Origin of the sequence: Parafrankia sp. FMc2 (assembly GCF_041008525.1) — a bacterium.
Classification (GTDB): domain Bacteria; phylum Actinomycetota; class Actinomycetes; order Frankiales; family Frankiaceae; genus Parafrankia.
The window spans coordinates 37060-58884 of record NZ_JBFLUG010000045.1; the positions used below are offsets into that span (position 1 = coordinate 37060).

A 21825-nucleotide genomic window follows, 5' to 3' on the forward strand; every position below is an offset into this window, starting at 1 on the left:
CATTCGTTCGATCCTAGTGGCCGGGGCAACACCGACATCCACGACACGCCGACCGGACGCCCGCGGCGGCGGACCGGACGCCCCAAGCACCCCTCCGGGGCGGCACCCGAACCGAAGCGCCCTGCCCGGAGGCGGTGCGGCGCCGCGGGCTCAGCTCGAGACGAGCTCCATGACGTCGTCGGAGATGTCGGCGTTGAACCAGACGTTCTGGACGTCGTCCAGATCCTCCAGCGCCTCGACGAGCTTGAGCACCTTGCGGGCCGGCTCCGCGTCGAGCGGGACGCTCACCGAGGGCAGCCACGACAGGTCGGCGGAGGCGACGGCAAGCCCGGCGTCACCGGCGGCCACCCGGACCGCATGCAGGTCCGTGGCCTCGGAGACCACCTCGAAGGCCTCGCCGACGTCGTTCACCTCCTCGGCACCGGCGTCGAGGACGGCCAGCAGCACGTCGTCCTCACCCAGCTCGGGTGTCTTGTCGATCAGGATGACGCCCTTGCGGTTGAACAGGTACGACACCGAGCCCGGGTCGGCCGGGGTGCCGCCGTTGCGGGTGATCGCCACCCGGACGTCGGACGCGGCCCGGTTGCGGTTGTCGGTGAGGCACTCGACGAGGACGGCGACACCGTTCGGCCCGTACGCCTCGTAGGTGACCTCCTCGTAGTTCACGCCACCGGCGAGCTCACCGGAGCCCCGCTTGATCGCCCGGTCGATGTTGTCGTTCGGCACCGACTGGGACTTGGCCTTGGCGATGGCGTCGGCCAGGGTCGGGTTGCCGGCCGGGTCGCCGCCGCCGGTCTTCGCCGCCACCTCGACGGTCTTGACCAGCTTGGCGAACAGCTTGCCGCGGCGGGCGTCAACGACCGCCTTCTTGTGCTTGGTGGTCGCCCACTTGGAGTGACCGCTCATGACCTGCCCCTCTTGAGCCCGAGCTCGGATCGCACGATCTGGACGAACAGCCGGTGCACCCGGATGTCTCCCGTCAGTTCAGGGTGGAACGACGTGGCGAGCAGCGGGCCCTGCCGGATCGCGACCGGACGGTCGCCGACCCGTGCCAGTACATCCACTCCGTCCCCCGCCTTTTCTACCCAGGGCGCCCGGATGAAGACAGCGTGCACCGCCGGCCCCTCGACGCCCGCCACCGTCAGGTCCGTTTCGAAGGACTCGACCTGGCGGCCGAACGCGTTGCGGCGAACGACCACGTCGAGCCCACCGATCAGCGGCTGGTCGGGACGACCGTCTATCACGTCCCGCGCGAGCAGGATCATGCCGGCGCAGGAACCGAACACCGGCAGACCACCCGCGACCGCCGCCCGCAGCGGGTCCAGCAGGTCGAACACACGCAGCAGGCGACCGATCGTAGTGGACTCGCCCCCGGGCAGAACCAGGCCGTCCAATGATCCCAGCTCCGCCGCCCGGCGGACCTCGCATGCCTCGGCGCCGGACCCGGTGAGCGCGCGCACGTGCTCACGCACATCGCCCTGCAGCGCCAGGACGCCGATCCGAGGAGAGCTCACCAGCCGCGGTCGGCGAAGCGCGCCTGCGGCGAGAGCTCACCGACGTTGATGCCGACCATCGCCTCCCCCAGGCCACGGGAAACCTTGGCCAGTACCGCCGGGTCGTTGTACATCGTCGTGGCCTCGACGATGGCCCGGGCCCGCCGCGCCGGGTCGCCGGACTTGAAGATGCCCGAGCCGACGAAGACGCCGTCCGCGCCGAGCTGCATCATCAGTGCCGCGTCCGCCGGGGTGGCGATGCCGCCGGCGGTGAACAGCACGACCGGCAGCCGGCCGAGCCGGGCGACCTCGGTGACCAGCTCCACCGGCGCCCGCAGCTCCTTCGCGGCGGCGTACAGCTCCTCGGACGGCAGCGCCGACAGCCGGCCGATCTCCGCCCGGATGGTACGCATGTGCACAACGGCGTTGGAGACCTCGCCGGTGCCCGCCTCCCCCTTCGAACGGATCATCGCCGCGCCCTCGGAGATGCGCCGCAGCGCCTCGCCGAGGTTGGTGGCACCACAGACGAAGGGAACCGTGAAGGCCCACTTGTCGATGTGGTGGTGCGGATCCGCCGGGGTGAGCACCTCGGACTCGTCGATGTAGTCGACGCCGAGCTCCTGGATGATCTGCGCCTCGACGAAATGCCCGATCCTGGCCTTGGCCATGACCGGGATCGAGACCGCCTCGATGATCCCGGCGATCATCTCGGGATCGCTCATCCGCGACACGCCGCCCTGCGCGCGGATGTCGGCGGGCACCCGCTCCAGCGCCATGACCGCCACTGCGCCCGCGTCCTCGGCGATGCGCGCCTGCTCGGCGGTGACGACGTCCATGATCACGCCGCCCTTGAGCATCTCCGCCATGCCGCGCTTCACCCTGCCGGTGCCGGCCTGCCGTTCCGCCCCGCCGCCCGGCGCGACGGGGCCGGATGGCGAAGCGCCCGTGGCAGGGGCGGGAGCGGTCGGGCCGTCGGACATCATGTGGTGTCTCTTTCGGGTAGTACGGACAGGTTCTCCGGACAAGGTCCGCGATGGTGCCGGCCAGCGTTCCGACGGACCACCGACGACGTCGGCCCGTGCCCGGAACCGGGCCCGCGCACGGTGGCGGCGGGACCCTGTGGCCGGGGATCGACCGGGTGGCCGGGGATCGACCGGTCTGGCGCCGGGCCGCGCGGGGAGCAGGCTCTCCGGCGGTCGTTCCGGGCCGGACGGACCCGGACGGACATGGATGCCGGTCCATGGTACGGCCGGAACGGGCCTGTCCTACCCCATCATCAGCATCACTGCGATCGCTGCCGACAGTGGCAATCCGCACACTCGCAGGGCAGAGCGGGAATACCGGGCATCCGTGTGCGTCCTGGAGACCAGGTAGCCGGCGGCCGGCGCAGTATCCTGCCGTGCCGCAACCCGGAGCACTCCAGGAGAATGATGACAAGCCCCTACGGCCCACCGCCGCCCGGAGCCCAGCCCGGTCCAGGTCACGCGCCATGGGGCGGCGGTACACCAGGTCCCACCGAGGCAGGTGCGGGCGGGGCGTCGCGCGGGGCCGGCGGCCCGGGTCACTTCGGACCCCCGCCCGCCGGAAGCGGCGGGCCCGGCTGGCCCGCACCCCCGCCGGGCGCCAGGCAGCCGGCAGGGCCGTCCCCCGGCCCGATGCCGGGCTGGCCGCCGCCACCGCCCCCACCACAGCCACCGCAGCCCGGCGGCCCCGGTGGGTGGCCGGGGAACGGCGGCTGGCCCGGGCACGTCGGCAGTCCCGGCGCTCCTGGCTGGCCCGCCCCCTCCGCCGGATCGCCGCACCCCGGCAGCTGGACAGGCGCGGGCGGTGGGCCGGCCCCGGGCAGGTGGGCACCCCCGTGCCGCATCTGTGGCGCCGGCCCGGCGACTCAGGTCACGATCCGCGGTCACCAGTCCTTCGTCGTCTTCATGCGGTTCCTGGCGGAGCGCGGCCCGTTCTGCCGCACCTGCGGCACGGCACTGCTGCGTGCCATGACCGCGCGGACGCTCTGGCAGGGCTGGTGGGGCATCGGCTCCCTGCTCATCACGCCGGTGGTCCTCTGTCTGAACCTCACCTCGCGGTCGAAGATCGCCAAGCTGCCGCCACCCGGCCCGCCCTGGGCCCCGCGGCCGCCGGAGCAGCGCCCGCTGACGCGTCGGCCGGAAGTGCTCGGCCTGCTCGTCCCGCTGGCGGTCGTGGGGGTTCTCATCGCGGCGGTCGCGATGAGCCAGCCGGGCGCCGGCCAGGCCAGGTCCGGAGACTGCGTCCGGCGGGACGGGGATGACATCGCGGTCGTCGAATGTGCGTCACCGGACGCCCAGTACGTCGTCCTGACCCGGATTGACGGCAGGTCCGACGCTCTGTGTGATCTCTGGGCGCGGACCACCGCCAGTTACACGCAGACCGGGCCCGGAACGGACTTCGTCCTGTGTCTCGGCCCGGTGCCAGGCACCCGTGGGGAGGTGCCCGCGGGCCCCGGCCAGGACGGACCGCCCGGCGACGACGGAGGCCAGCCCGTTGGCGGCGTCACCCGCAACGCCAGCGTCACCGCTGGGAGCTGACCGGGAGCGCGCGTACGGCGGTCAGGGGCCGGAGACCTCTGCCGAGCTCTCGGGCCGGGGCGGGCCGTCCTCGCGCACCGGCGGCGCGTCGTCGATCTCGAAGTAGGCGGGCAGCGGACGTCGCCCCGACAGGTGCATCAGCCGCACCAGGCGCCGCCCGGCCAGCGAGCGGACGTCACCCACGGCATCGTTGTGGAACTGGCGGGCCAGCGCCACCCTGGCCGCCGCCGCGTCCATGGCGTGGACGTCACCCGGGGCCGCCCGTCCCACCGCCAGGGCGACAGCCGGCGAGCGCAGCGCTCGGCTCAGCGCGTTCTCGGCATCCTCGGCGGTGGCGTCCAGCGCCGCCTCGGCAAGCAGTGTGGCGTGACCGGCTCTGGCCCGCTCCGCGGCGATGGCGAGATCATCCAGCCCGCAGCTGCGGGCGAAGGTCCGCGCGGCGTCGGCCCGGGCCGTGAGCTGCGCGACCAGCCCGGCCCGCGTCGCGTCGACCCGGTTTGCCAACCGGTCCAGCCGGCTGGCGAGCCAGGTCAGATAGGTCGCTATCGCCACAACAAGGACGACCACGGCCACGACGACTGTCATCTCGCGCAGCGTAGTCAACTCCGGGGGACGGATCGTCTTTGGGACCTACCACGCGAAGGACACGGTGCAGCGGTCAGGTGTCGTCCGCGGCGACCGACACCGGGGAGTCACCGGAGACCATCTCGTACACGCCCACGATGCGCTGCGCGACGACCCGCCAGTCGTACCGCGCCACCACCGCGCGGCCGCGCTCGACCAGCCGTGCCCGCTCCGCCGGGTCGCGGAGCAGCTCGGCCAGCCTCGCCGCCAGCTCCGCCGGCTCACCGACCCCGAACAGCCGCCCGGCGCGGCCGTCGTCCAGCACCCGCCGGAAGGCGTCGATGTCGCTGGCGACCACGGGGGTGCCGGCGGCCATCGCCTCCAGCAGCACGATGCCGAAGCTCTCCTGGCCCGTGTTCGGCGCGCAGTACACGCTGCCGGAGGCGAACACCGCCGCCTTGTCCGCCTCGGGGACAAGGCCGATCAGATCGACCCGCCCGAGCAGGGACGGGTCGATCCTCGACCGCACCGCCTCGGTGTCCCCGGGGCCCGCGACCAGCAGTCGCGCGTCCGGCACCTGCTCGACCAGCAGCGGGAAGGCCGCCATCAGCACGTCTAGACCCTTGCGGGGTTCGTCGATCCGGCCGAGGAACACAACCACCGGCCCGTCTTCTCGCGGGGAGCCGCCGCCCTCGGCGCCGCGGCCCTCGGCGCCGCCGCCGCCGTCATCGTCACCGACGCCGGCCACGGGCCGGTAGCGGGGCAGCGGGCGGGCGCCTTCGAACGCGCGTACCGCCACCCCGTTCGGGATCAGGATCGCGCCGGCGCCCAGATGTTCCACCAGTGTGCGGCGGGCGGCCTCGGACACCGCGATCCGCGCGCGCAGCTTCTCCAGCGAGGGCTGCAGCGCGCTCTGGGCGGCGGTGAGGAACCGGGAGCGGGGGTTGGCGGTGTGGAAGGTGGCGACCAGCGGGCCGTCAGCGAGCATGCAGGCCAGCAGGCTGACGCTGGGAGCTGTCGGCTCGTGGGCGTGGAGCACGTCGAAGTCGTGCTCGCGCAGCCAGCGCCGGACCCGCGCGGCCGACACCGGGCCCATGAGCAGGCGCGCGACCGAACCGTTGTACGGCACCGGCACTGCGCGCCCGGCGTCCACCGCGTAGGGCGGCAGGGTGGACTCGTCGTCCACCGGCGTGATCACCGAGACGTCGTGCCCGGCGTCGAGCAACGTCTCCGCGAGGTCGCGCACGTGCGCCTGGACCCCGCCGGGGACGTCCCAGGTGTAGGGGCAGGCGAGTCCGATCTTCACAGCCGGCTCTCCCCCACTGTCCCGGAGTCGCGCCAGATGCGCTGGAGCATGTGCCAGTCGGCCGGATGCGCCGCGATACCCGCGGCGAACTCGTCGGCGAGTACCTGGGTCATCGTCCGGATGTCGGTGTGCGGCACCTCGGGGTGGATCCGCGCGCTCCATCCGTCGTCGTCGAACCACAGTGTCACCGGCAGCAGGGTCGCGCCGGTGCGCAGCGCGAGGGCCGCCGGGCCCGGCGGCATGGTCGCCGGTGCGCCGAAGAACGAGACGGTGACGCCGTCGGCGGACAGGTCACGGTCGGCCAACAGGCAGAGCGCCCCACCGGCGCGCAGCCGCTCGGCCAGCAGGCCGGACGGAGGCCGTTCTCCACCGGTCAGGGGGATGACCTCCATGCCGAGCGCGGTGCGGAACCGGACGAACCGCTCGAACAGCTGCTCTGGCCGCAGCCGCTCGGCGACGGTGGTGAACGGAATGCCCGTCGCCACCAGCCAGGCACCGGCATGCTCCCAGTTCCCCATGTGGGGCAGTGCGAGGACGGTGCCACGGCCGGTCGCGTGCGCAGCTCGCAGCCGGGCCTCGTCCAGGACGCGCATGCGGCCGACGATGCGGGTGGCCGGCAGGTCCTGGAGGCGGAACACCTCCAGCCAGTACCGGGCGTAGGAACGCAGCGCGGAGCGGGTCAGCGCGTCGAGGTCGGTGCCGGGGGGGACGACCCGGGCCAGGTTGGCACGCAGCCGGACCGCCCCACGGCCCTGGCGGCGCCAGGCGAGGTCCGCGGCGCGCCGGAAGCACCAGGCCGCCAGCCGCTCCGGCAGCAGCCGGACCAGCCGCCACCCCAGGATGTACGCGACCAGCGTCACCCGACCCGCGAGCGCCATCGGCGGCCGGTTCCCTCGCTCGCTCAGCGGCCGGGCGCGACCCGCGGCACCAGCGGCGACGCGGCCGGCGTGGGTGCCACGGGCGGCGGGTCGAGGGGGGCGCTGTCGACACCGGCCGACGCCATGACGGACGAGGCTCCGGACGGGTCGGCGCCGGGCGGCGCGGTACTGGCCGGCCCCGCGTCGGCCTCGGTGCTCGGCGCGCCAGCCGGTGGCGCGAAGGTCGGCCGGCCCGACCGGACGAACTGGCGGTGCACGTGCACGACCCGCTGGGCCACTGTGAGCACCGTGGCACCGACCAGGAACCACAGTGCCACCGGCAGGAGATAGGGCACTCCGAGGCCGTAGAGGCCGGCCGCCACAAGCAGGATCAGCAGCCGCTCCCCGCGCTCGGCGAAGCCGACGTTGCAGCTGAAGCCCAGCCCCTCCGCGCGGGCCTTGACGTACGAGGTCACCGAGCCGGCGACGAGGCACAGCAGCGCGGCGCCGGCCAGCGGCAGCGAGTCGCCGTCGCCCGCGTACCAGATCACCAGCGACCCGAAGATCGCGCCGTCGCCGACCCGGTCGGAGGTCGAGTCCAGGAACGCGCCCCACTTGGACGAGATCCCGCGAGCCCGGGCGATCACGCCGTCCATCAGGTCGGAGAAGACGAACAGGGTGATGACCACGGTGCCGAGGAAGAAGACGCCGCGGGTGAAGAACCCGAGCGCGGCGCCGGCGACGCCGATCGTGCCGATCACCGTGACCAGGTCGGGCGACACCGACGATCGCGCGGCCCACTGGCTCAACGGATCGAGCACCTTCTGGAGCTGGGGTCGCGCCTTGCTTGCGAGCATGTCCGTCCCGTCGTCTGTCGCGTACCGCCCGGGTTGGGCGGTCTCACAGTACCGCCGTCACGATCCGCTCATTTTTCGTCACGATCGAGGCAGGAGTTGTGCCCCCTGTCACATCGGGGGACTCTTCCTGGTACGTGCCAGCGCCTCGGCCGGCACCCGCGTCCCCATGGGTCACGGGTGCCGGCCGGCGACGGTGCTGGCCGCCAGGCGGACCCGCGCCGGCCGGAACGGAGCCGGAATGCACACGGGTGCCGCCGAGCCCCTGCCTGGGAGGCGGTATGTCAGCAACGTCACGCGATGTGCGCAACGTGGTCCTCGTCGGTCACACCGGTGCCGGCAAGACGACTCTGATGCAGCACCTGCTCCGGACAGCGGACAGTCTCGACCCGTTGCCCACCCCGGAACCCCCTTCGGCGGACCACGCGAAGGGCACCAGCCACCCGAAGGGCACCAACCACCCGAAGGGCACCAACCACGCGAAGGGCGGCAGCGGCCGGCCGCACGCGGACACCTCGTCCACCGCCGGGGCCTGGCCCGGGGTCGGTGCCGCCGGAGGCGGCGCGGGCAGCGCCTCCGGCGGAGAAACCGTCGAGCGAAGCGTCTCCCTGATCCTCGCGTCGCTACAGCACCGTGGCGTGACCGTGAACCTGCTGGACACGCCGGGCTATCCCGACTTCGTCGGCGAACTACGCGCAGGCCTGCGGGCGGCCGACGCCGCGCTGTTCGTCATCAGCGCGCTGGAAGGGATCGACGGCTCGACCCGGATGCTGTGGGACGAGTGCGCCTCGGTGGGCATGCCTCGGGCCATTGCCGTCACCCGGCTGGACCATCCCCGCACCGACTTCGACGCGACGGTGCTGGCGTGCCAGGAGGCGTTCGGGTCCGGCGTCCTGCCCGTCTACCTTCTTGCCGCGGGCGAGGCACCCGGCGCGAGCCACCGGCTCGTCGGCCTGGTGACCGGCCGTCTGATCGACTACTCGGCCGACGGCCGCCACGAACACGACCGCCCGGTCGAGCTCACCGGATCGGCGGCGGCGGCCCGTGACGCGCTGCTGGAGACGGTGATCGCCGAAAGTGAGGACGAGGACCTGCTGGAACGCTACGTCGACGGCGCGGAGCTCGACCCCAAGGTCCTTCTGGACGACCTGGAGACGGCCGTCGCGGGCGGATCGTTCTTCCCGGTGCTCCCCCTCATCACACCGCCGGGGCCCGAGCGGGGTACCCGCCCCACGGCCCCCGGACTGGGCACCGCGGAGTTGCTCGACCTGTTCGTCCACGGATTCCCGTCGCCGAGAGAGCACCCGCTGCCCCGCCTCACCCGCCCGGACGGATCTCCCTGCCCACCCGCGGTCGGTGACCCGTCCGGCCCGCTCGTCGCCGAGATCGTGCGCACCACCACCGACCCGTACATCGGCCGGATGTCCCTGGTCCGTGTCTTCTCCGGAACCCTGCGCCCCGACGCGGCCGTCCATGTCAGCGGGCACGGACGGAGCGCCGCGGGGCATCCCGATCATGATGACGACGAGCGGGTCGGCGCCCTCTCCCAGGCGGTCGGGATCTCGCTGCACTCGGTCGACGAGTGCCCGGCAGGCGGCATCTGTGTGATCACACGGCTGTCGACCGCCGAGACCGGCGACACGCTCTCCGACCCGGCCGACCCGCGGTACCTGCCCGCCTGGACGATGCCCGAGCCGCTGCTCCCGATCGCCGTGCACACGCAGGCCAGGTCCGACGAGAGCAAGCTCTCCGCCGCGCTCGGGCGCCTCGCCGCGGAGGACCCGACGCTGACCGTCGTCCAGGACCCCGACACCGGCCAGGTCGTCCTGTGGTGCATGGGCGAGGCCCACGGCGATGTCGTCCTCGAGCGCCTGCGCGACCGGTTCGGTGTCACCCTGGAGAAGATTCCGCTGCGGCTGCCGATGCGCGAGACACTGCGCGGCCCGGCCGAGGGCCTGGGGCGGCTGGTGAAACAGTCCGGTGGACACGGGCAGTACGCGGTCTGCCGGATCGTGGTGGAACCACTGCCCGCCGGGAGCGGCATCGAGTTCGTCGACGAGGTGGTCGGCGGTGCGGTTCCCCGTGCGTTCATCCCCTCGGTGGAGAAAGGCGTGCGAGCTCAGCTCGAGCGGGGGCTGACCGCCGGATTCCCGGCCACCGATCTGCGCGTGCGGCTGGTCGACGGAAAGTCCCACAGCGTCGATTCCTCGGACATGGCCTTCCAGACGGCCGGCGGGCTCGCGGTACGGGACGCCGCGCGCGCCGCCGGGGTGGTCCTGCTCGAACCGGTCCTGGCGATCGACATCAGCGTTCCGGACGAGTTCGTCGGAGCCGTGATGAACGACATCTCCACCCGCCGCGGCCGAGTGGTGGGAATGGCCCCCGCGGGCGGAGAGGGCGGCGGCGGACGGACGGACGGCGCGGCCGGTGAGGCGCCGCCGCCCGGGTCAGGGCCGGGGCGCACCGCGATCCACGCCGAGGTACCCGCCGCGGAGATGACCCGTTACGCGGTGGAGTTGCGTTCCGTCAGCCGCGGTACCGGGATCTTCACCCGGCGGCACCACCGCTACGAACCGCTGCCCGACCACCTCGTGGCCCGGGTCACCGAAGAGCCGGTGTGACGCCCGCCGTGCCGGGACCGACCGCCGGACCGCCGGACCGCCGGAGCGTGCGGCGGCCGGCTGTCAGTCGGTTCCGGTACGGCGCCAGGCCTGGGCAAGCAGGTCCCTGGTGGGGCCGAGCAGCGCCGGCAGAACCCGCGTGGCCCCGATGACGGGCATGAAGTTGGTGTCACCGCCCCACCGGGGCACCACGTGCTGGTGCACGTGGGCGGCGATACCCGCGCCGGCCACCGTGCCCAGATTCATTCCGGTGTTGAATCCGTGCGCACCGCTGGCAAGCCGCAGCGCGCGCAACGCATGCTGCACGAAGAGTGCCATCTCAACGGCCTCGTCGTAGGTCATCTCGGCATAGTCGGCAACGTGCCGGTAAGGCACGACCATCAGGTGGCCGGCATTGTAGGGATAGAGATTCAACACCGCGTAGACGGCATTCCCGCGGGCGACGATGAGGCCTTCCTCGTCGGTCAGCGCGACAATGGCACAGAATGGGCACTCGTCGCCCGGCGAGCGCCCCTCACCCTTGATATAGGCCATGCGGTGCGGGGTGTAGAGCCGTTGGAACGCATCCGGGTGACCCACACCCGCCTGCTCGTCGAGGGGTGTTCCGTCCGGCGCGGCGGTGGCACTCACCGGGCCGGGTCCACTGGACGTGCCCGGCCCTGCTGCCGGCGGGCTGATCCGACGTGCGCCACCCTCACCACGCTGTCGCCTCCCGCGCCCGCGAGCCCGTCGTCCTCGGCCGCCGGTTCACCGCCCGACCAGCCGTTCCCCATCCCGGCACCACGGTACCCACCAGCACACCACACCAGGGTGGCCCACCGCGGCCGACGGCCTCGGACGGCGCGGGCCCGACGCACAGTCGGCAGTCCCGGAGCGCGGCCGACGGTCTTCGATGCGGCCGGGATCACAGCCCGGCCGCATCACGAACGGCCCTCAACCCCCACCAAAGTGCTATCGAGCCCCAGATTGGGCTGCGACCGATCCGGCCGTGGGCGCCGTAGCCACACCAGGAACAGATCCGGACAAAAGGACAAGGTGATCACACCGAAGCCCCGCCCGGGAACAATCGCGACATTCGTCGCCAGGTGTGAGAAAAGAGCGCACGATCGGGTCGTGGACCCGACAGGGAGAGAGTGCAGTCGCGAGTGTGGGCGTACGTGGTTTCGAACCACGGACCTCTGCCGTGTGAAGGCAGCGCTCTACCCCTGAGCTATACGCCCGCGCGATCCATCAGGCCCGTGACCTGCGGACCCGGTATCGGAAGCCTACCGACACCAGACCCCGGAGCCACCCGAAGCCTCTCAGACCAGCCTCAGCGACCGGACGTGTTGCACCCTCGCTGAGGTTGGTCTCAGCTTACACGGACGCGACCGGGCAACGGACAGGGGGTGGCCGCCGGACGGATGCGGGCATGTCTGGCCTCCGACCGAACCTCGGGGACACCGGCGGGTTGGCCGGGACTCGCCGCGGTTGAGACGGGTCCGGACAGGGAAGGCTATGGGTGGCACGGCCTCGGCAGAACGGCCATTGTGCTCGGGGGAACCCTCAGTCGAGCGCGGACGGCGATCATTCGACCACCTTCGGTCGACGGTCGGCGGTCCACAGCGACCGGGACTTCTCGGGGACTTCGGCCGGGCTTCCTGGGTAGGGCAACTCGCCCGAATCGCCGTAACGGATGTTGTCTTGACATAACCTTGTTTCAAACGGGACTCAGAGAGGGAACTATCTCGTTACACGGGTGCTCGCCCGCACCACGCACCATGAGAGGCCGCCCGATGACAATTCGTCACGATTCGATCACCGCAGAACTCGCCCTCCGGCTCGTCGTTCCCGGTGGCGCTCCGGTTCCGGTCGCCGCCACGGTCCGTTACGAACCTGCTGACCCCTATGCGGTCAGCATCGGCTTCCGTACCGGAGCCGACGAGGTCGTCGAATGGACGTTCGCCCGGCAGTTGCTGAGCGACGGCGTGCGACGGCCAGCCGGCGACGGCGATGTGCAGGTCTGGCCCGCTGCGCAGTCAGGGGGGCGGATCGTCTGCCTGTCCTTGTCCAGTCCTTCCGGCCATGCGTTGTTCGAAATGCCCCGGGCTGAGGTACTGGCTTTCCTTCGCCGGACCTACACAGCTGTACCCCTCGGCGGGGAGAGCGACGTCATCGACCTGGATGCCGAACTCGCCCTGTTGATCTGGGGCGGCCCCGAGCGGTGACACCCCCGGGGTCGGCACCGCTCCGACCCCGGCAGGCCGGTGCGGGCACTTCCGGCACGTGACAGTTCCTGTTCACCCAAAGCGCCTGGTGGGGGAGTCCCCCCACCAGGCGCTTTGCTGTCAGCGGCGCGGGGCTGTCAGCGGACTGCCGCGACGTGGTCGCCCCTCGCCGCGTGCGGGGCCGTGGGTGGTCGGCGCCGCGGTCGGCGCGATTCGGCCGTCCCGGGTGGACGAGGCCAGCGACAGCAGCCGGCTGGCCTTCAGCTCCGTCTCCTGCCACTCCGCCTGCGGGTCGCTCCCCCAGGTGATTCCGGCGCCGGTCCCGAACCAGATCCGTTCGTCGGCCAGCCAGAACGTCCGGATGCCCACCGACAGCCAGCCCCGGCCGGTGTCTGCGTCCACCCAGCCGATGCCGCCGCAGTAGGGACCACGGGGTACCGGCTCCAGCCGCCTGATGATCCGCAGCGCGCTCGACTTCGGGGCGCCCGACACGGAACCCGGCGGGGACGTCGCCGCGATCAGCTCCGGCCAGCCGACGTCCGGCGCGAGCCGGGCCTGCACCGTCGAGACCAGGTGCACCAGACCGGGATGCCGCTCGACCGCGCACAGCGCCGGAACCGTGACGCTCCCGGGCCGGGCCACCCGGCCCAGGTCGTTGCGGACGAGGTCGACGATCATCACGTTCTCTGCGACGTCCTTGTCCCGCAGGTCGGCCACCGTCCGGCCGGTGCCCTTGATCGGGCCCGAGCGGACGAGGTCACCGTCACGGGAGAGGAACAGCTCCGGCGAGGCTCCAGCGATGCGCAGGCCGGCCTCCGGGGCGTCGAACACCACCGAGTAGGGAGCGGGGTTGCCCGCGGCCAGGACGGCGGCCAGGCCTGCGAGGTCCGTTCCGCCGGTTCCCGTGGCCATCGGCGCCGAGAGCAGCCGACACAGGTTCACCTGGTAGACCTCGCCTGCGGCAATCTCCGCGCGCACAGCCTGCACGCCGTCGATGTAGGAGGCGGCGTCCAGGCTCGTCACCCAGGTGTCGCGCGGCGGGCCCTGCCAGGGAGCCGCCGCCAGGCTGGCGATGTCGGGCGCGCGGCGCACGTCCCGGAAGCGGACACAGCGGGCCGCGCCCTCGAAGTCGAGGACAACACCCCAGAAGCCACCGCGGTCAAGCACCCGGAGGTCGTCCGACACCTCCACGACGCCGGTGGCCAGCAGACCACCTGCCAGGAGGTAGGACTCCCGGCCCCGGAACCTTCGAGGGGCGGTCACCGCGACCGCCCGCGGCTGTGACGACACATGCGCGCCGCTCCTGACAGTCCTGCCCCCGCTCGTGGTTCCCCCGCTCGTGATGCCCCTGCTCGCGCCCATCATTCCGATCACCGTACCGCCGTCGTCGACCGCGCCTGAGGCCCGAGGTCGCCGCACTGCGCACCCGGAGCGGAGCGGGACTCCCCCGCGCCGCCGTCTACGTGACTACGCCGCCCGCACGGGTACCCCCTGCCGCCCGCGGGCGTGACCCCCGTCCCTCTCCGGCAGCCGGACAGCGCCCCGGTTCCACCCCCCGCCCCGGCGCACCAGGCCCAAACACATGCCTGACACCGTGTGCGACCGGCAGATCAACGTGACAGCGACACACGGTCGACATCCGGGCGACATCCCGGCACGTCGGCGCGCAGATTCGACGACCGCCCCGATCGTCCGCTAGAGTGCTACCTGCACCGCCAAGCGGAACGCCGATCTGATCGGCGGCCCGAGCACACCTTTCGGGAGCGCGGCAGCGGAGCGTGCGGACGTGGCTCAGTGGTAGAGCATCACCTTGCCAAGGTGAGGGTCGCGGGTTCGAATCCCGTCGTCCGCTCGGAAGCGGTGTGGTCAGAGATGAAGCCATCACGGCCTTTCACGGCGGAGTGGCCGAGTGGTTTAGGCAAGGGCCTGCAAAGCCCTGTACGCGGGTTCGATTCCCGCCTCCGCCTCTGATCCAGTTACGGGCGATTAGCTCAGTGGGAGAGCGCTACCTTGACACGGTAGAGGTCACTGGTTCAATCCCAGTATCGCCCACCCGTAGAAAGCGCTGCGGCGCAACGGAAACGGCCACCCCGTGCGGGGTGGCCGTTCTCATTTCCGATCTTCCCACGGGTCCGTGCGAACAGATCTGCGAACGCGGCCTACGCGCAGACCGCCGGCGGTTCGTCCTCTCCGGTCTCATCGCTCGCGTCGGGGGGTTCCTGCTCTGCCTGCACCCCGGGCGGTTCCGGCGTCCCAAGGATCACGTTCGCGATCTCGTCGGCGGCGTCCTTGTCCATGCCGGGGATCACGTGGCTGTAGAACGAGAGGGTGAACGCCACGCTCGCGTGACCGAGACGCTCGCTGACCACCTTGGGATGCACGCCGGACCTCAACGCGGCGGTTGCGTAGCTGTGCCGAACATCGTGCAGACGGATCACGGGCAGCCCCACGGCGCGCGCGTGGTCCTGGAACCAGTCCGTGATCGTGTCCGGGTGGATCGCGGCCCCGTCCGGCCAGCAGAACAGCCGGTCGCTCGTGTACCCAAAGACCTTCCGGTTCTCCTCCCAGATCGCGATATAGGCCCGTAGCGCTGCCAGCGTCAGCGGATCGAGGGACAGCGGGCGGTAGGCGTTCAGCGTCTTCTGCTCACCGTCATCAGCCTTGCCGTCGATGACGACCCGCGGCACGCTCGGCGAGACAGTTGCCCCCGTCAGGTCGACATCCGCGCGGCGCAGACCGGCCAACGCGCCCCGCCGGACACCGGTCGTGATCAGCAGGAGGTACATCGCGAACAGCCGGTCACTGCGGATGTGGTCGACGAAAACCCTCACCTGCTCCGGGGTCCACACCGTGGGGGCCCGCCGCCCGACCCGCGGCCGGTGCGCATCCTCCGCCGGGTTGTGGCGGAGGTAGCCCCACTTCACCGCGTCGCCCAGCGCGCGGCTCAACGTCTGATGAACCACCGCGACCGTGGCAGGGGCCAGACCCGCCCCCTGACCGCCGCGGCGGCGGAGCCGGCCCCCGTCCAACAGGTGGCCGTAGAGCAGGTCTAGACGCCGCGCGGTCAGGTCCTGAAGCGGCGTCGGACCGATCACCGGAACGACGTACAGCGTGAGGTAGTTGCGGTACTTCGCCCACGTCCCCTTCGCCACCGCCGGACGAACCGCGGCGATCCACTCGGTCGCGAACTCCTCCACTGTGCGCCGGGAGGGCGCCACGTGCTTGCCCTCCTCGAACTGGGCGATGGACTCCCGCATGGCCCGGTTCGCTTCCGCCTTGGTTTTGAATCCGCCGCGGGACGTGGTCCGGCGCTTGCCGGTGAGGGGGTCGGGGTCGATGTCGTGGCGGAACTCCCACCCGTTCTTGCGCTTGTAGACGCTGCCCTTCACGCGGCACCACCGAAGGCGGCGCGGAGACGGGCGGTGATGACGTAGACCCGTCCACTCATGCGCTGTGTGGGCAGTTCGCCGGTGTCCGCTAGGCGGTAGGCGGTCGCCCGGGACAGTCCCAGGATCTGCGCGGCCTTCACAACGGAGATCAGCGCGGGCAGCCCCTCGAACGGGTCGGGCCGGTCGGTCGCTGGGGGTGCGGGCGGCGGCGCGGCCTGCGGGGGGTTGGCCAGGTAGGAGTCGAGGCGGTCGAACACGGCCTGAAGTTCCGCGCGGAGCACCGTGAGCACGTCAGGAGTGGCACGGTCGGTCAGAGGCTGAAGGGGCTTCCTGATCACGCGGTGACGGGACTGCGGGACCACACGTTCAGTGGTCACTGGCACGGCGGCGCGGCTCATGATGTATCTGCCTCTTTCTGGATTCCAGACGGGGTGCGGTCCCGGCGGGTTGCTTGGTGGCTGGTCGCCGGGACCGCTTCGGTGATGCGGGGCTGCTTCGGTGGCGGGAAGGCCAACCACCCCGGCGTTGGCTGCTACGGGCTGTGACTGCTGGCGGGTGCCAGCGGGGTCCGGTTTTCTTCTTTTCTTGGGGCGCGTGTTCCGGGCAGGGCTTGGGCACCCCCGCACCCCCCGCAGGGGGTCGGAAGGTGCTGTGTGGCCTGGGGTTTTGGGTGCGGGGGTGCACCCCCGCAAGGGCTGTGGTGCACCCCCGCACCCCCCGCAATTCGGCGAGGCTGCGGGGGTGGCACCCCCGCAGTTGCGGGGGTCCGCGGGGGTGCACCCCCGCAACGAAAGTGCCTGCAGGGCAGGGAGTTTTGAGCGTTTGCGGGGGGTGCGGGGGTGGTTGGCGTCCTGTTCTGAACGGCGGGTGAGAAATTCGAAGAACCGGGTGGGTCATGGGGTGGGTTCGCGGGTTTCGACGCGCCAGAGCCGGACCTTGCTGTGACTTTCCGTGTCGGCGCGTAGGACGTAGGGGCCGTACCAGCGGCCGACATGGCCGCGGAGACGCTTGCCGAGTTCGACGGCGGAGGGGAAGTGCCGGCCGTCGGTGAGGTCGTCGGGGATGGTGCCGTCCCAGCGGTCGGAGCCGTCGGGCTCGCGGTCGAAGGTGGCCCGCAGGTCGGCGGAGGTGATGCCCTGGGCGTTGAGTCCCATGTGCGTCTTCCAGCGGGCGAGGAACGCTTCCCACAGGGCGGCCTGGTCGTCCATGTCGGCGACGTCGGCGGTGTTGTCGAGGAAGCCGGTCAGGCCGTGGTGGGTGACGAATCCGCCGGCGGCTTGGGCCCAGGGGCTGAACTGGCGCATGAGGTGGCCGGTGCGGGGAGCACCGGCCGCGACCCAGTCGGCGACCAGCACGAGGAGGTTCCACTGCAGGGCCTGGCGGTTGGGGGCGTCGGTGAGCCAGGCCTGCAGGTTGGGGATCTGGAACGCGCTGTCGGGCCGGGCTTCGGGGTTGGGCATGTTCGGGTCGAGGCGAACCACGATGGCGCGGCTGGCCATGTCTCCGCCCAACCGCAGGTTGTTGCCGGTGACGGCCCACAGCCGGTCGTTGGCGTGCTTCTCCGACTTCGACGACCCCAGGACACGGTCGGACCACTCCGGGGCGGTAATCAGCCCGGCGAGCACCGCGGACTTGATCTGGGTGCCTTCGGCGATGTTGTCCCAGCAGATCAGCGGTTCGGGGCGGCGCAGCGCCGCCAGGACGGCCTTGCGGAGCTCTTCGTCTCCGCCGGGCCAGGGGTTCTGCTGCTTGCCGTAGATCGACCCGACCATGTCGACCAGCAAGCTCTTGCCGGAGCTGGCGGTGGTGGCGGTGGCGACCCAGAACGGGGTGAGGGTCGCCAGGTAGGGCCGCAGGATCGGGGAGACCAGGATCGCCAGGTAGTTCGCCTTGTCCGCCGGGGCGACCCACGGGAAGTCGTGCAGGACCATCTCCAGGAACCGTTTCGCCGCGGTCACCTGCTCGCTGGACGGCCGGTCGGGAACGGGGGGTAGGGGAACCTTCGGGGCGAAGTACAGGCCGGTGTCCGGGTCGTAGCCGGGGGTTTGCAACAGGGATCCGTCGGGGCGCAGGACGGGTGAGCCGACGATGCCGCGCAGGGGGCGGACACCGGGCCAGTGCCGGCGGGACAGCACGGCGGTGAGGATGCGGTCGGCGGGTGCGTGTTCCTCCTCGGTGATGTCACCGGCCGGGTCGGTGACGCGCCGGTAGGCGTAGGTCTCGTGCGCGAGGATCTGCGCGAACGCGGGGGCGGTCAGCGGCGCGGAGACCAGCGGAAGCGGGTCATCGGCGGCGGTGCTGATGTCACCGGAGACCCGGGCGACCTGGACGACCTGACCGCCGGTGACGTACAGGTCGGCGAACACCCCGGCGTCCAGGGCGGTGGTGAGGTTGCGGATCGCGGTCGGGGCGCCGGTGACGTCGATGTCGGGCCGGCCGTCGGGCCTGTCGTGGACGGGGCGGGGCTGGCGGGTGGTGGTGGTCTTGGCGGCCTGACGGGCGTCGGTCACACCGGCTTTGTGGGCCCGGTCGAACGCACCTTTGAGGATCAGCCGTTCCTTCGCCAGTGCTTCGCGGTGGTCGTCGACAACCAGGGCCTCCACCCCGTGCCATCCCAGGGCGTAGACGTGCTCGCGGACGGTCCGCGCGCGGGCCAGCTCGTCCGCCACGGCGTCCGCGCGGGCCACGACAGTGGCCACGTCCAGCTCTACCCCCGGTCCGGGGGCTTCGGGGAGCGCGCTCACCGGTCTTCCACCCCGGTGCGGGGTCGGCGCATCCCGGCGGTCAGTCCGGAGTCGAGGGTGCGTGCGGTGGAGCCGCGTTTCCCGCCGCGGGCGGGGTCGTCCAGTCCTGCGAACAGCGCGGCGTCGGTGAGGGCCTGGCGCACGTCGCGCTCGTCGAGCAGACCCCCGGCGACCAGCCGTCCGAGTTTGTAGGCGGCGCCGTTGAGGGCCTGGTTCCGCCCGGTCTGTGCCATGGCGGCGATGTCGGTGGCTTCTCCGGCGAGCACGGCCGCAGCCCACCGGTGCTCCCGGGTCTGAGCGAGGTCGGGCCGGGCCTGACGGGCGGTGAGCCGGCGACGCGCGGCGTCCACCTCCGCGGCCGACGACGCGGGGGTGGTTGGCCTGGTGGTGGCCGCGCGGTGCAGCCACCCGGGTAGGTCAGCCAGGGGAAGCCGGTCGGCCCACTGGTAGCGCCGGCCGGTGCGGTGCCGTGACGGTGGGGCGACTGCCATCCCTCCGTGGCTGTCTCCAGCGCCGCGGATGTCGATGCCGGGGGCGATCCCGTCGGTCTCAGTTCCGGTGCTGTTCGCAGGCGGGTTCGCCTCGGGGGCCCGGTACCAGTAGTGGATCCCGCCGTCGATCCGGCCGGTGCTCACAGATGCGGTCGGGGTGTGCCCATGGCGGGCGGTCAGCGCCGCCCAGGACGCCCGTCCGGTAGGTCCGTCGACGTCGACCACCGTCAACTGGGAGGGCTTGCAGGCGACCCCGATGGATGCGTGGGGCCAGCGGGTCCACCAGCCGGTGATGACCTGCGGGTCGCGGGTGGCCTCTCGGCTCCACCGGACCATCGGCATCTTGCTCCCGGCCCGGACCGGGAAGATGACCATCCCCCGGTCGGCCAGGGCCAGCGCCGCCGGAAGCAGGCTGGTGGACCGCATCGGCATCAGGAGCTCCTTTCACAGAAGGGGCGAGATCCAGGGGCTGCAGGTGGGGCACAGCGGCCGGCCGCCGGGCCCGTAGCGGTGGTGGGGGGTGGTGCAGCGGGCGCACGGTCCGATGTCGGCGGGGCGCACGCCGTAGACCGCGGCGACGGAACGCAGAGCGGTGTGAGCGGCCTGTCCTGCGGCCGGGCGGGCGGGGTCGTCTCGGGACATGGCCTGCCAGCGGTCCCGTTCGCGCCGGGCCCATCGGCAGACCGCGTCGCGGTGCCACAGCCCGACCGGATCCCGGTCGGCCTCGGGGGTCGGACCGGCGTCGATCGTTGCCGTGGCCGGTGGGCCGGCGGCGGGCCGGGGCGGCGGCCGGCCGCGGCGGCGGGCGGCGGGTCGGGCCCGAGGCGGGGCGGTCACGTCAGCACCCGACAGTCGGCAGTCGCGGAGTGGTCTTCTTCGAACCGAACAGGCCCATGTCAGTTCTCCTTGCTGGTCGTGGCGCGGTCGGGGGCGCGGGTGCGGCGGGTGGCTTTGTCGCGGGCGCGGCGGGTTTCGGCGGGGGTGCGGAAGTAGCGGGTGCCGTGTTCGCGCTGGTGGGTCCGGCACAGGGCTTCGGTGTCGTAGATGTGGGTGGCCAGCTGGTCGCAGTAGTCGCAGTGCTCCGGGCCGGGGGTGGCAGTCACGGGTTGTCCGGGCGCAGGTCGGCCTTCGCGCGGCGTAGGGCGGCGAGTTCGTCGCGGATGATCCGGCGGGTGTGCGGGCAGGTCTCGCGGGCGAGCCAAGCCCGGTGCTCCTCGGTCTTGCGCTCAAGGGCGGCGAGTTCGGTGGCCGCGGCGTCCGACGCGGGAGTGGCGGTCACGCGGCGACCTGGCGGACGAAGTCGGCCAGGCCGGCGGCGATCGTCTCGCCGTGGCTGGCGATGCTGGCCACGACCACGGCGGCGTCGGTGGGGTTGGTCGCGGCGAACAACACGAACAGCACGACCGCGACGGTCAGCAGGACCGAACCGCGGGAGCGGCCGGCACGGAAGTGGGGCATGTTCTTCACAGGACGGCTCCGGTGATGGTGGCCAGGACCGGCGGGGTCCCGGTGGGGTCGAGGTAGCGGGAGTGGGGGGCCACGTGGCCGGGCTGTCAGCGGATGACGGCGCGGACGGTGAATTGCAGGTTCCGGTGCTTACGCAGCACCGTGACCAGTGCGGTGAGATCCCCATCGGTCGCCAGGGCGAATTTGGTGGAGGAACGTCCCGCCGCGTGTGCGTCCGGGCTGATGGTGTCCGGGAGGGGCTTTCCGTTGCGGGTCTGCACCGTGACGATGTGCCGGGCCTTCGACATGGCAGATGTCCTTTCTCGTGGGGGTGGGGTCCGCCGCGGCGGGTGTGGTTCCCGCCGCGGCGGATACCGGGGTTGTTTCGCTGCGGTCAGCCTTTGGCCGGCCGGGCGGAGACCTTCAGGTCCTGGCGGTGTATGACCGCCTTCAGGTGCCGGGCCAGTTCCGCATCGCTGTAGATCGCGAGAGTGACGGACGACTTTCCCAGCGCTTTCGCCATCGCGTCGATATCGACTGGGGATTCATCGAGAGTCGCTACGGTGAGGTAGTGCAGCGGCTTCGGCATCGCAGGTTCTTGCCTAGATCAGCTCTACCTAGATGAGGTTGAAGATCCGGAGGATCTCCTGGTGAACCTCGCCCCAGGGCCAGAGCTTCGACGGGGTCTTCGTGACGGTGACGGAGTGCCGGCCGAACCTGAATTCCTCGATCCCGTCGGTCGTGTCCAGGTGCCGGCACAACACCTTGCCCTCGGGGGTGAGCGCGTCCCAGGTCTTCGAGGAGTAGCCATTCCCGGGCTCGGACGCGATCCGGGTCCGGGTCGTGTAGGTACGCACGTTCTCGCTCACTTCAACCATTTCGACGTTCATCGTTCTCCTCTTTCGGTAGGGCTGGGTGCAGGCTTGGCGTGGTGGCCGGGGGTGTGACTGTCAGGTCTTCCGCTTCTTTCCGGTATTGGTCGTGTCGTCGGGGTATTCGAGGTACACATCGGCCTTCCGGCCGGAGTCCACGTACATGGCCAGCGCTCCGGACCGGATCGCCACGCCCGCCATCTGTCCGAGCTGGCGGCGGGTGACGCCGTCCTCGTTCGGCCACGGGTCCTTGCTCTTCTTGCCCATGCGAATTCCCTTTCCTTGGGCTGGTTTTCTGTCGGTTTTTGGCATGGGGGTAGCTACGAAAAGCGGGGTTTGAAGGTTGCGGTATTTCTGGGGGTGGGGTTTTACCGGCCGGTGGCGGGTCCGCGGCCGGTAAAACCCCACCCCCAGAAATAC

Annotated in this window: 24 protein-coding genes and 4 tRNA genes; 6 read left to right on the forward strand and 22 right to left on the reverse strand. The window is 71.6% G+C overall.

The features are described from left to right. Positions 1-150: 150 nt before the first annotated feature. From AB1460_RS17430 to pdxS, 3 genes are read right to left on the reverse strand one after another with little or no spacing between them, the layout of a single operon-like run. Positions 151-906, reverse strand: coding sequence for a YebC/PmpR family DNA-binding transcriptional regulator (locus AB1460_RS17430; protein WP_368962536.1), 756 nt, complete (start codon positions 904-906; stop codon positions 151-153). Then, a complete protein-coding gene (pdxT, locus tag AB1460_RS17435) occupies positions 903-1514 on the reverse strand; it encodes a pyridoxal 5'-phosphate synthase glutaminase subunit PdxT (protein ID WP_368962537.1) in 612 nt (203 codons plus the stop codon). The genes AB1460_RS17430 and pdxT overlap by 4 nt, the downstream gene beginning before the upstream one ends. Next, the gene (gene pdxS, locus AB1460_RS17440) at positions 1511-2473 is read right to left on the reverse strand and encodes a pyridoxal 5'-phosphate synthase lyase subunit PdxS (protein ID WP_420497300.1); all 963 of its coding nucleotides are present in this window, start codon (positions 2471-2473) and stop codon (positions 1511-1513) included. The genes pdxT and pdxS overlap by 4 nt, the downstream gene beginning before the upstream one ends. A 948-nt stretch (positions 2474-3421) precedes the next feature. On the opposite strand from pdxS, the gene AB1460_RS17445 reads away from it, so the two are divergent. After that, positions 3422-4054, forward strand: a complete 633-nt coding sequence (locus tag AB1460_RS17445; RefSeq protein ID WP_368962541.1) for an LppU/SCO3897 family protein — start codon at positions 3422-3424, stop codon at positions 4052-4054. A gap of 21 nt (positions 4055-4075) precedes the next feature. On the opposite strand, the gene AB1460_RS17450 is transcribed toward AB1460_RS17445, so the two are convergent. The 4 genes from AB1460_RS17450 to pgsA all read right to left on the reverse strand — a co-directional run bounded on the left by AB1460_RS17450 (position 4076) and on the right by pgsA (position 7638). Next, a complete protein-coding gene (locus AB1460_RS17450) occupies positions 4076-4639 on the reverse strand; it encodes a hypothetical protein (protein WP_368962542.1) in 564 nt (187 codons plus the stop codon). 73 nt (positions 4640-4712) lie between these two features. Next, complete coding sequence (locus AB1460_RS17455; RefSeq protein WP_368962543.1) at positions 4713-5924, reverse strand: glycosyltransferase family 4 protein; 1212 nt, start codon at positions 5922-5924, stop codon at positions 4713-4715. Beyond that, the gene (locus tag AB1460_RS17460; protein ID WP_368962545.1) at positions 5921-6802 is read right to left on the reverse strand and encodes a phosphatidylinositol mannoside acyltransferase; all 882 of its coding nucleotides are present in this window, start codon (positions 6800-6802) and stop codon (positions 5921-5923) included. The genes AB1460_RS17455 and AB1460_RS17460 overlap by 4 nt, the downstream gene beginning before the upstream one ends. A gap of 23 nt (positions 6803-6825) precedes the next feature. Beyond that, entirely contained in the window at positions 6826-7638 is an 813-nt protein-coding gene (gene pgsA, locus AB1460_RS17465; protein WP_368962547.1) for a phosphatidylinositol phosphate synthase, read from the reverse strand. A 278-nt stretch (positions 7639-7916) separates the two neighbouring features. On the opposite strand from pgsA, the gene AB1460_RS17470 reads away from it, so the two are divergent. Beyond that, the gene (locus tag AB1460_RS17470) at positions 7917-10256 is read left to right on the forward strand and encodes an elongation factor G-like protein EF-G2 (RefSeq protein ID WP_368962548.1); all 2340 of its coding nucleotides are present in this window, start codon (positions 7917-7919) and stop codon (positions 10254-10256) included. A 63-nt stretch (positions 10257-10319) separates the two neighbouring features. Here AB1460_RS17470 and AB1460_RS17475 read toward each other — a convergent pair whose 3' ends face one another. Then, positions 10320-10886 carry an HIT family protein gene (locus AB1460_RS17475; protein ID WP_368962549.1) on the reverse strand — a complete coding sequence of 189 codons (567 nt, stop codon included), beginning with the start codon at positions 10884-10886 and terminating at the stop codon, positions 10320-10322. Positions 10887-11404: 518 nt separating this feature from the next. Continuing rightward, a tRNA-Val gene (locus AB1460_RS17480) sits at positions 11405-11476 on the reverse strand. A gap of 555 nt (positions 11477-12031) precedes the next feature. On the opposite strand from AB1460_RS17480, the gene AB1460_RS17485 reads away from it, so the two are divergent. Next, on the forward strand, positions 12032-12463 hold the full coding sequence (locus AB1460_RS17485) for an SsgA family sporulation/cell division regulator (RefSeq protein ID WP_018634956.1): 432 nt from the start codon (positions 12032-12034) through the stop codon (positions 12461-12463). A gap of 120 nt (positions 12464-12583) precedes the next feature. Here the strand turns inward: AB1460_RS17485 and AB1460_RS17490 are convergent, their stop codons facing one another. Then, positions 12584-13753, reverse strand: coding sequence for a chorismate-binding protein (locus AB1460_RS17490; protein WP_368962551.1), 1170 nt, complete (start codon positions 13751-13753; stop codon positions 12584-12586). Between the two features lie 490 nt (positions 13754-14243). Here AB1460_RS17490 and AB1460_RS17495 point away from each other — a divergent pair. The 3 genes from AB1460_RS17495 to AB1460_RS17505 all read left to right on the forward strand — a co-directional run bounded on the left by AB1460_RS17495 (position 14244) and on the right by AB1460_RS17505 (position 14515). After that, positions 14244-14315 (forward strand) — tRNA-Gly (locus tag AB1460_RS17495). Between the two features lie 43 nt (positions 14316-14358). After that, positions 14359-14430, forward strand: a tRNA-Cys gene (locus AB1460_RS17500). Positions 14431-14443: 13 nt separating this feature from the next. After that, a tRNA-Val gene (locus AB1460_RS17505) sits at positions 14444-14515 on the forward strand. A gap of 107 nt (positions 14516-14622) precedes the next feature. Here the strand turns inward: AB1460_RS17505 and AB1460_RS17510 are convergent. The 12 genes from AB1460_RS17510 to AB1460_RS17565 all read right to left on the reverse strand — a co-directional run. After that, a complete protein-coding gene (locus AB1460_RS17510; RefSeq protein ID WP_368962553.1) occupies positions 14623-15852 on the reverse strand; it encodes a tyrosine-type recombinase/integrase in 1230 nt (409 codons plus the stop codon). Next, positions 15849-16133 carry a helix-turn-helix domain-containing protein gene (locus AB1460_RS17515; protein WP_368962554.1) on the reverse strand — a complete coding sequence of 95 codons (285 nt, stop codon included), beginning with the start codon at positions 16131-16133 and terminating at the stop codon, positions 15849-15851. Before AB1460_RS17515 ends, AB1460_RS17510 begins: the two co-directional genes overlap by 4 nt. A gap of 612 nt (positions 16134-16745) precedes the next feature. After that, positions 16746-18596 (reverse strand): hypothetical protein, encoded by a 1851-nt coding sequence (locus AB1460_RS17520; RefSeq protein WP_368962555.1) that lies wholly within the window; start codon positions 18594-18596, stop codon positions 16746-16748. Next, positions 18593-19519 carry a bifunctional DNA primase/polymerase gene (locus AB1460_RS17525; RefSeq protein WP_368962556.1) on the reverse strand — a complete coding sequence of 309 codons (927 nt, stop codon included), beginning with the start codon at positions 19517-19519 and terminating at the stop codon, positions 18593-18595. The genes AB1460_RS17520 and AB1460_RS17525 overlap by 4 nt, the downstream gene beginning before the upstream one ends. A gap of 12 nt (positions 19520-19531) precedes the next feature. After that, positions 19532-19924 (reverse strand): hypothetical protein, encoded by a 393-nt coding sequence (locus AB1460_RS17530; protein WP_368962557.1) that lies wholly within the window; start codon positions 19922-19924, stop codon positions 19532-19534. A gap of 59 nt (positions 19925-19983) precedes the next feature. Further along, a complete protein-coding gene (locus tag AB1460_RS17535; RefSeq protein WP_368962559.1) occupies positions 19984-20190 on the reverse strand; it encodes a hypothetical protein in 207 nt (68 codons plus the stop codon). Further along, entirely contained in the window at positions 20187-20366 is a 180-nt protein-coding gene (locus AB1460_RS17540; protein ID WP_368962561.1) for a hypothetical protein, read from the reverse strand. The genes AB1460_RS17535 and AB1460_RS17540 overlap by 4 nt, the downstream gene beginning before the upstream one ends. Continuing rightward, positions 20363-20554, reverse strand: coding sequence for a hypothetical protein (locus AB1460_RS17545; protein ID WP_368962563.1), 192 nt, complete (start codon positions 20552-20554; stop codon positions 20363-20365). Before AB1460_RS17545 ends, AB1460_RS17540 begins: the two co-directional genes overlap by 4 nt. 86 nt (positions 20555-20640) lie before the next feature. Beyond that, positions 20641-20841: a hypothetical protein gene (locus tag AB1460_RS17550; protein ID WP_368962565.1), complete on the reverse strand. Its 201-nt coding sequence runs from the start codon at positions 20839-20841 to the stop codon at positions 20641-20643. Between the two features lie 86 nt (positions 20842-20927). Then, complete coding sequence (locus tag AB1460_RS17555) at positions 20928-21122, reverse strand: hypothetical protein (RefSeq protein WP_368962566.1); 195 nt, start codon at positions 21120-21122, stop codon at positions 20928-20930. 28 nt (positions 21123-21150) lie between these two features. After that, a complete protein-coding gene (locus AB1460_RS17560) occupies positions 21151-21423 on the reverse strand; it encodes a hypothetical protein (RefSeq protein WP_368962568.1) in 273 nt (90 codons plus the stop codon). Positions 21424-21483: 60 nt separating this feature from the next. Then, on the reverse strand, positions 21484-21825 hold a 342-nt coding region (locus AB1460_RS17565; RefSeq protein ID WP_368962569.1), incomplete at its 5' end, for a hypothetical protein.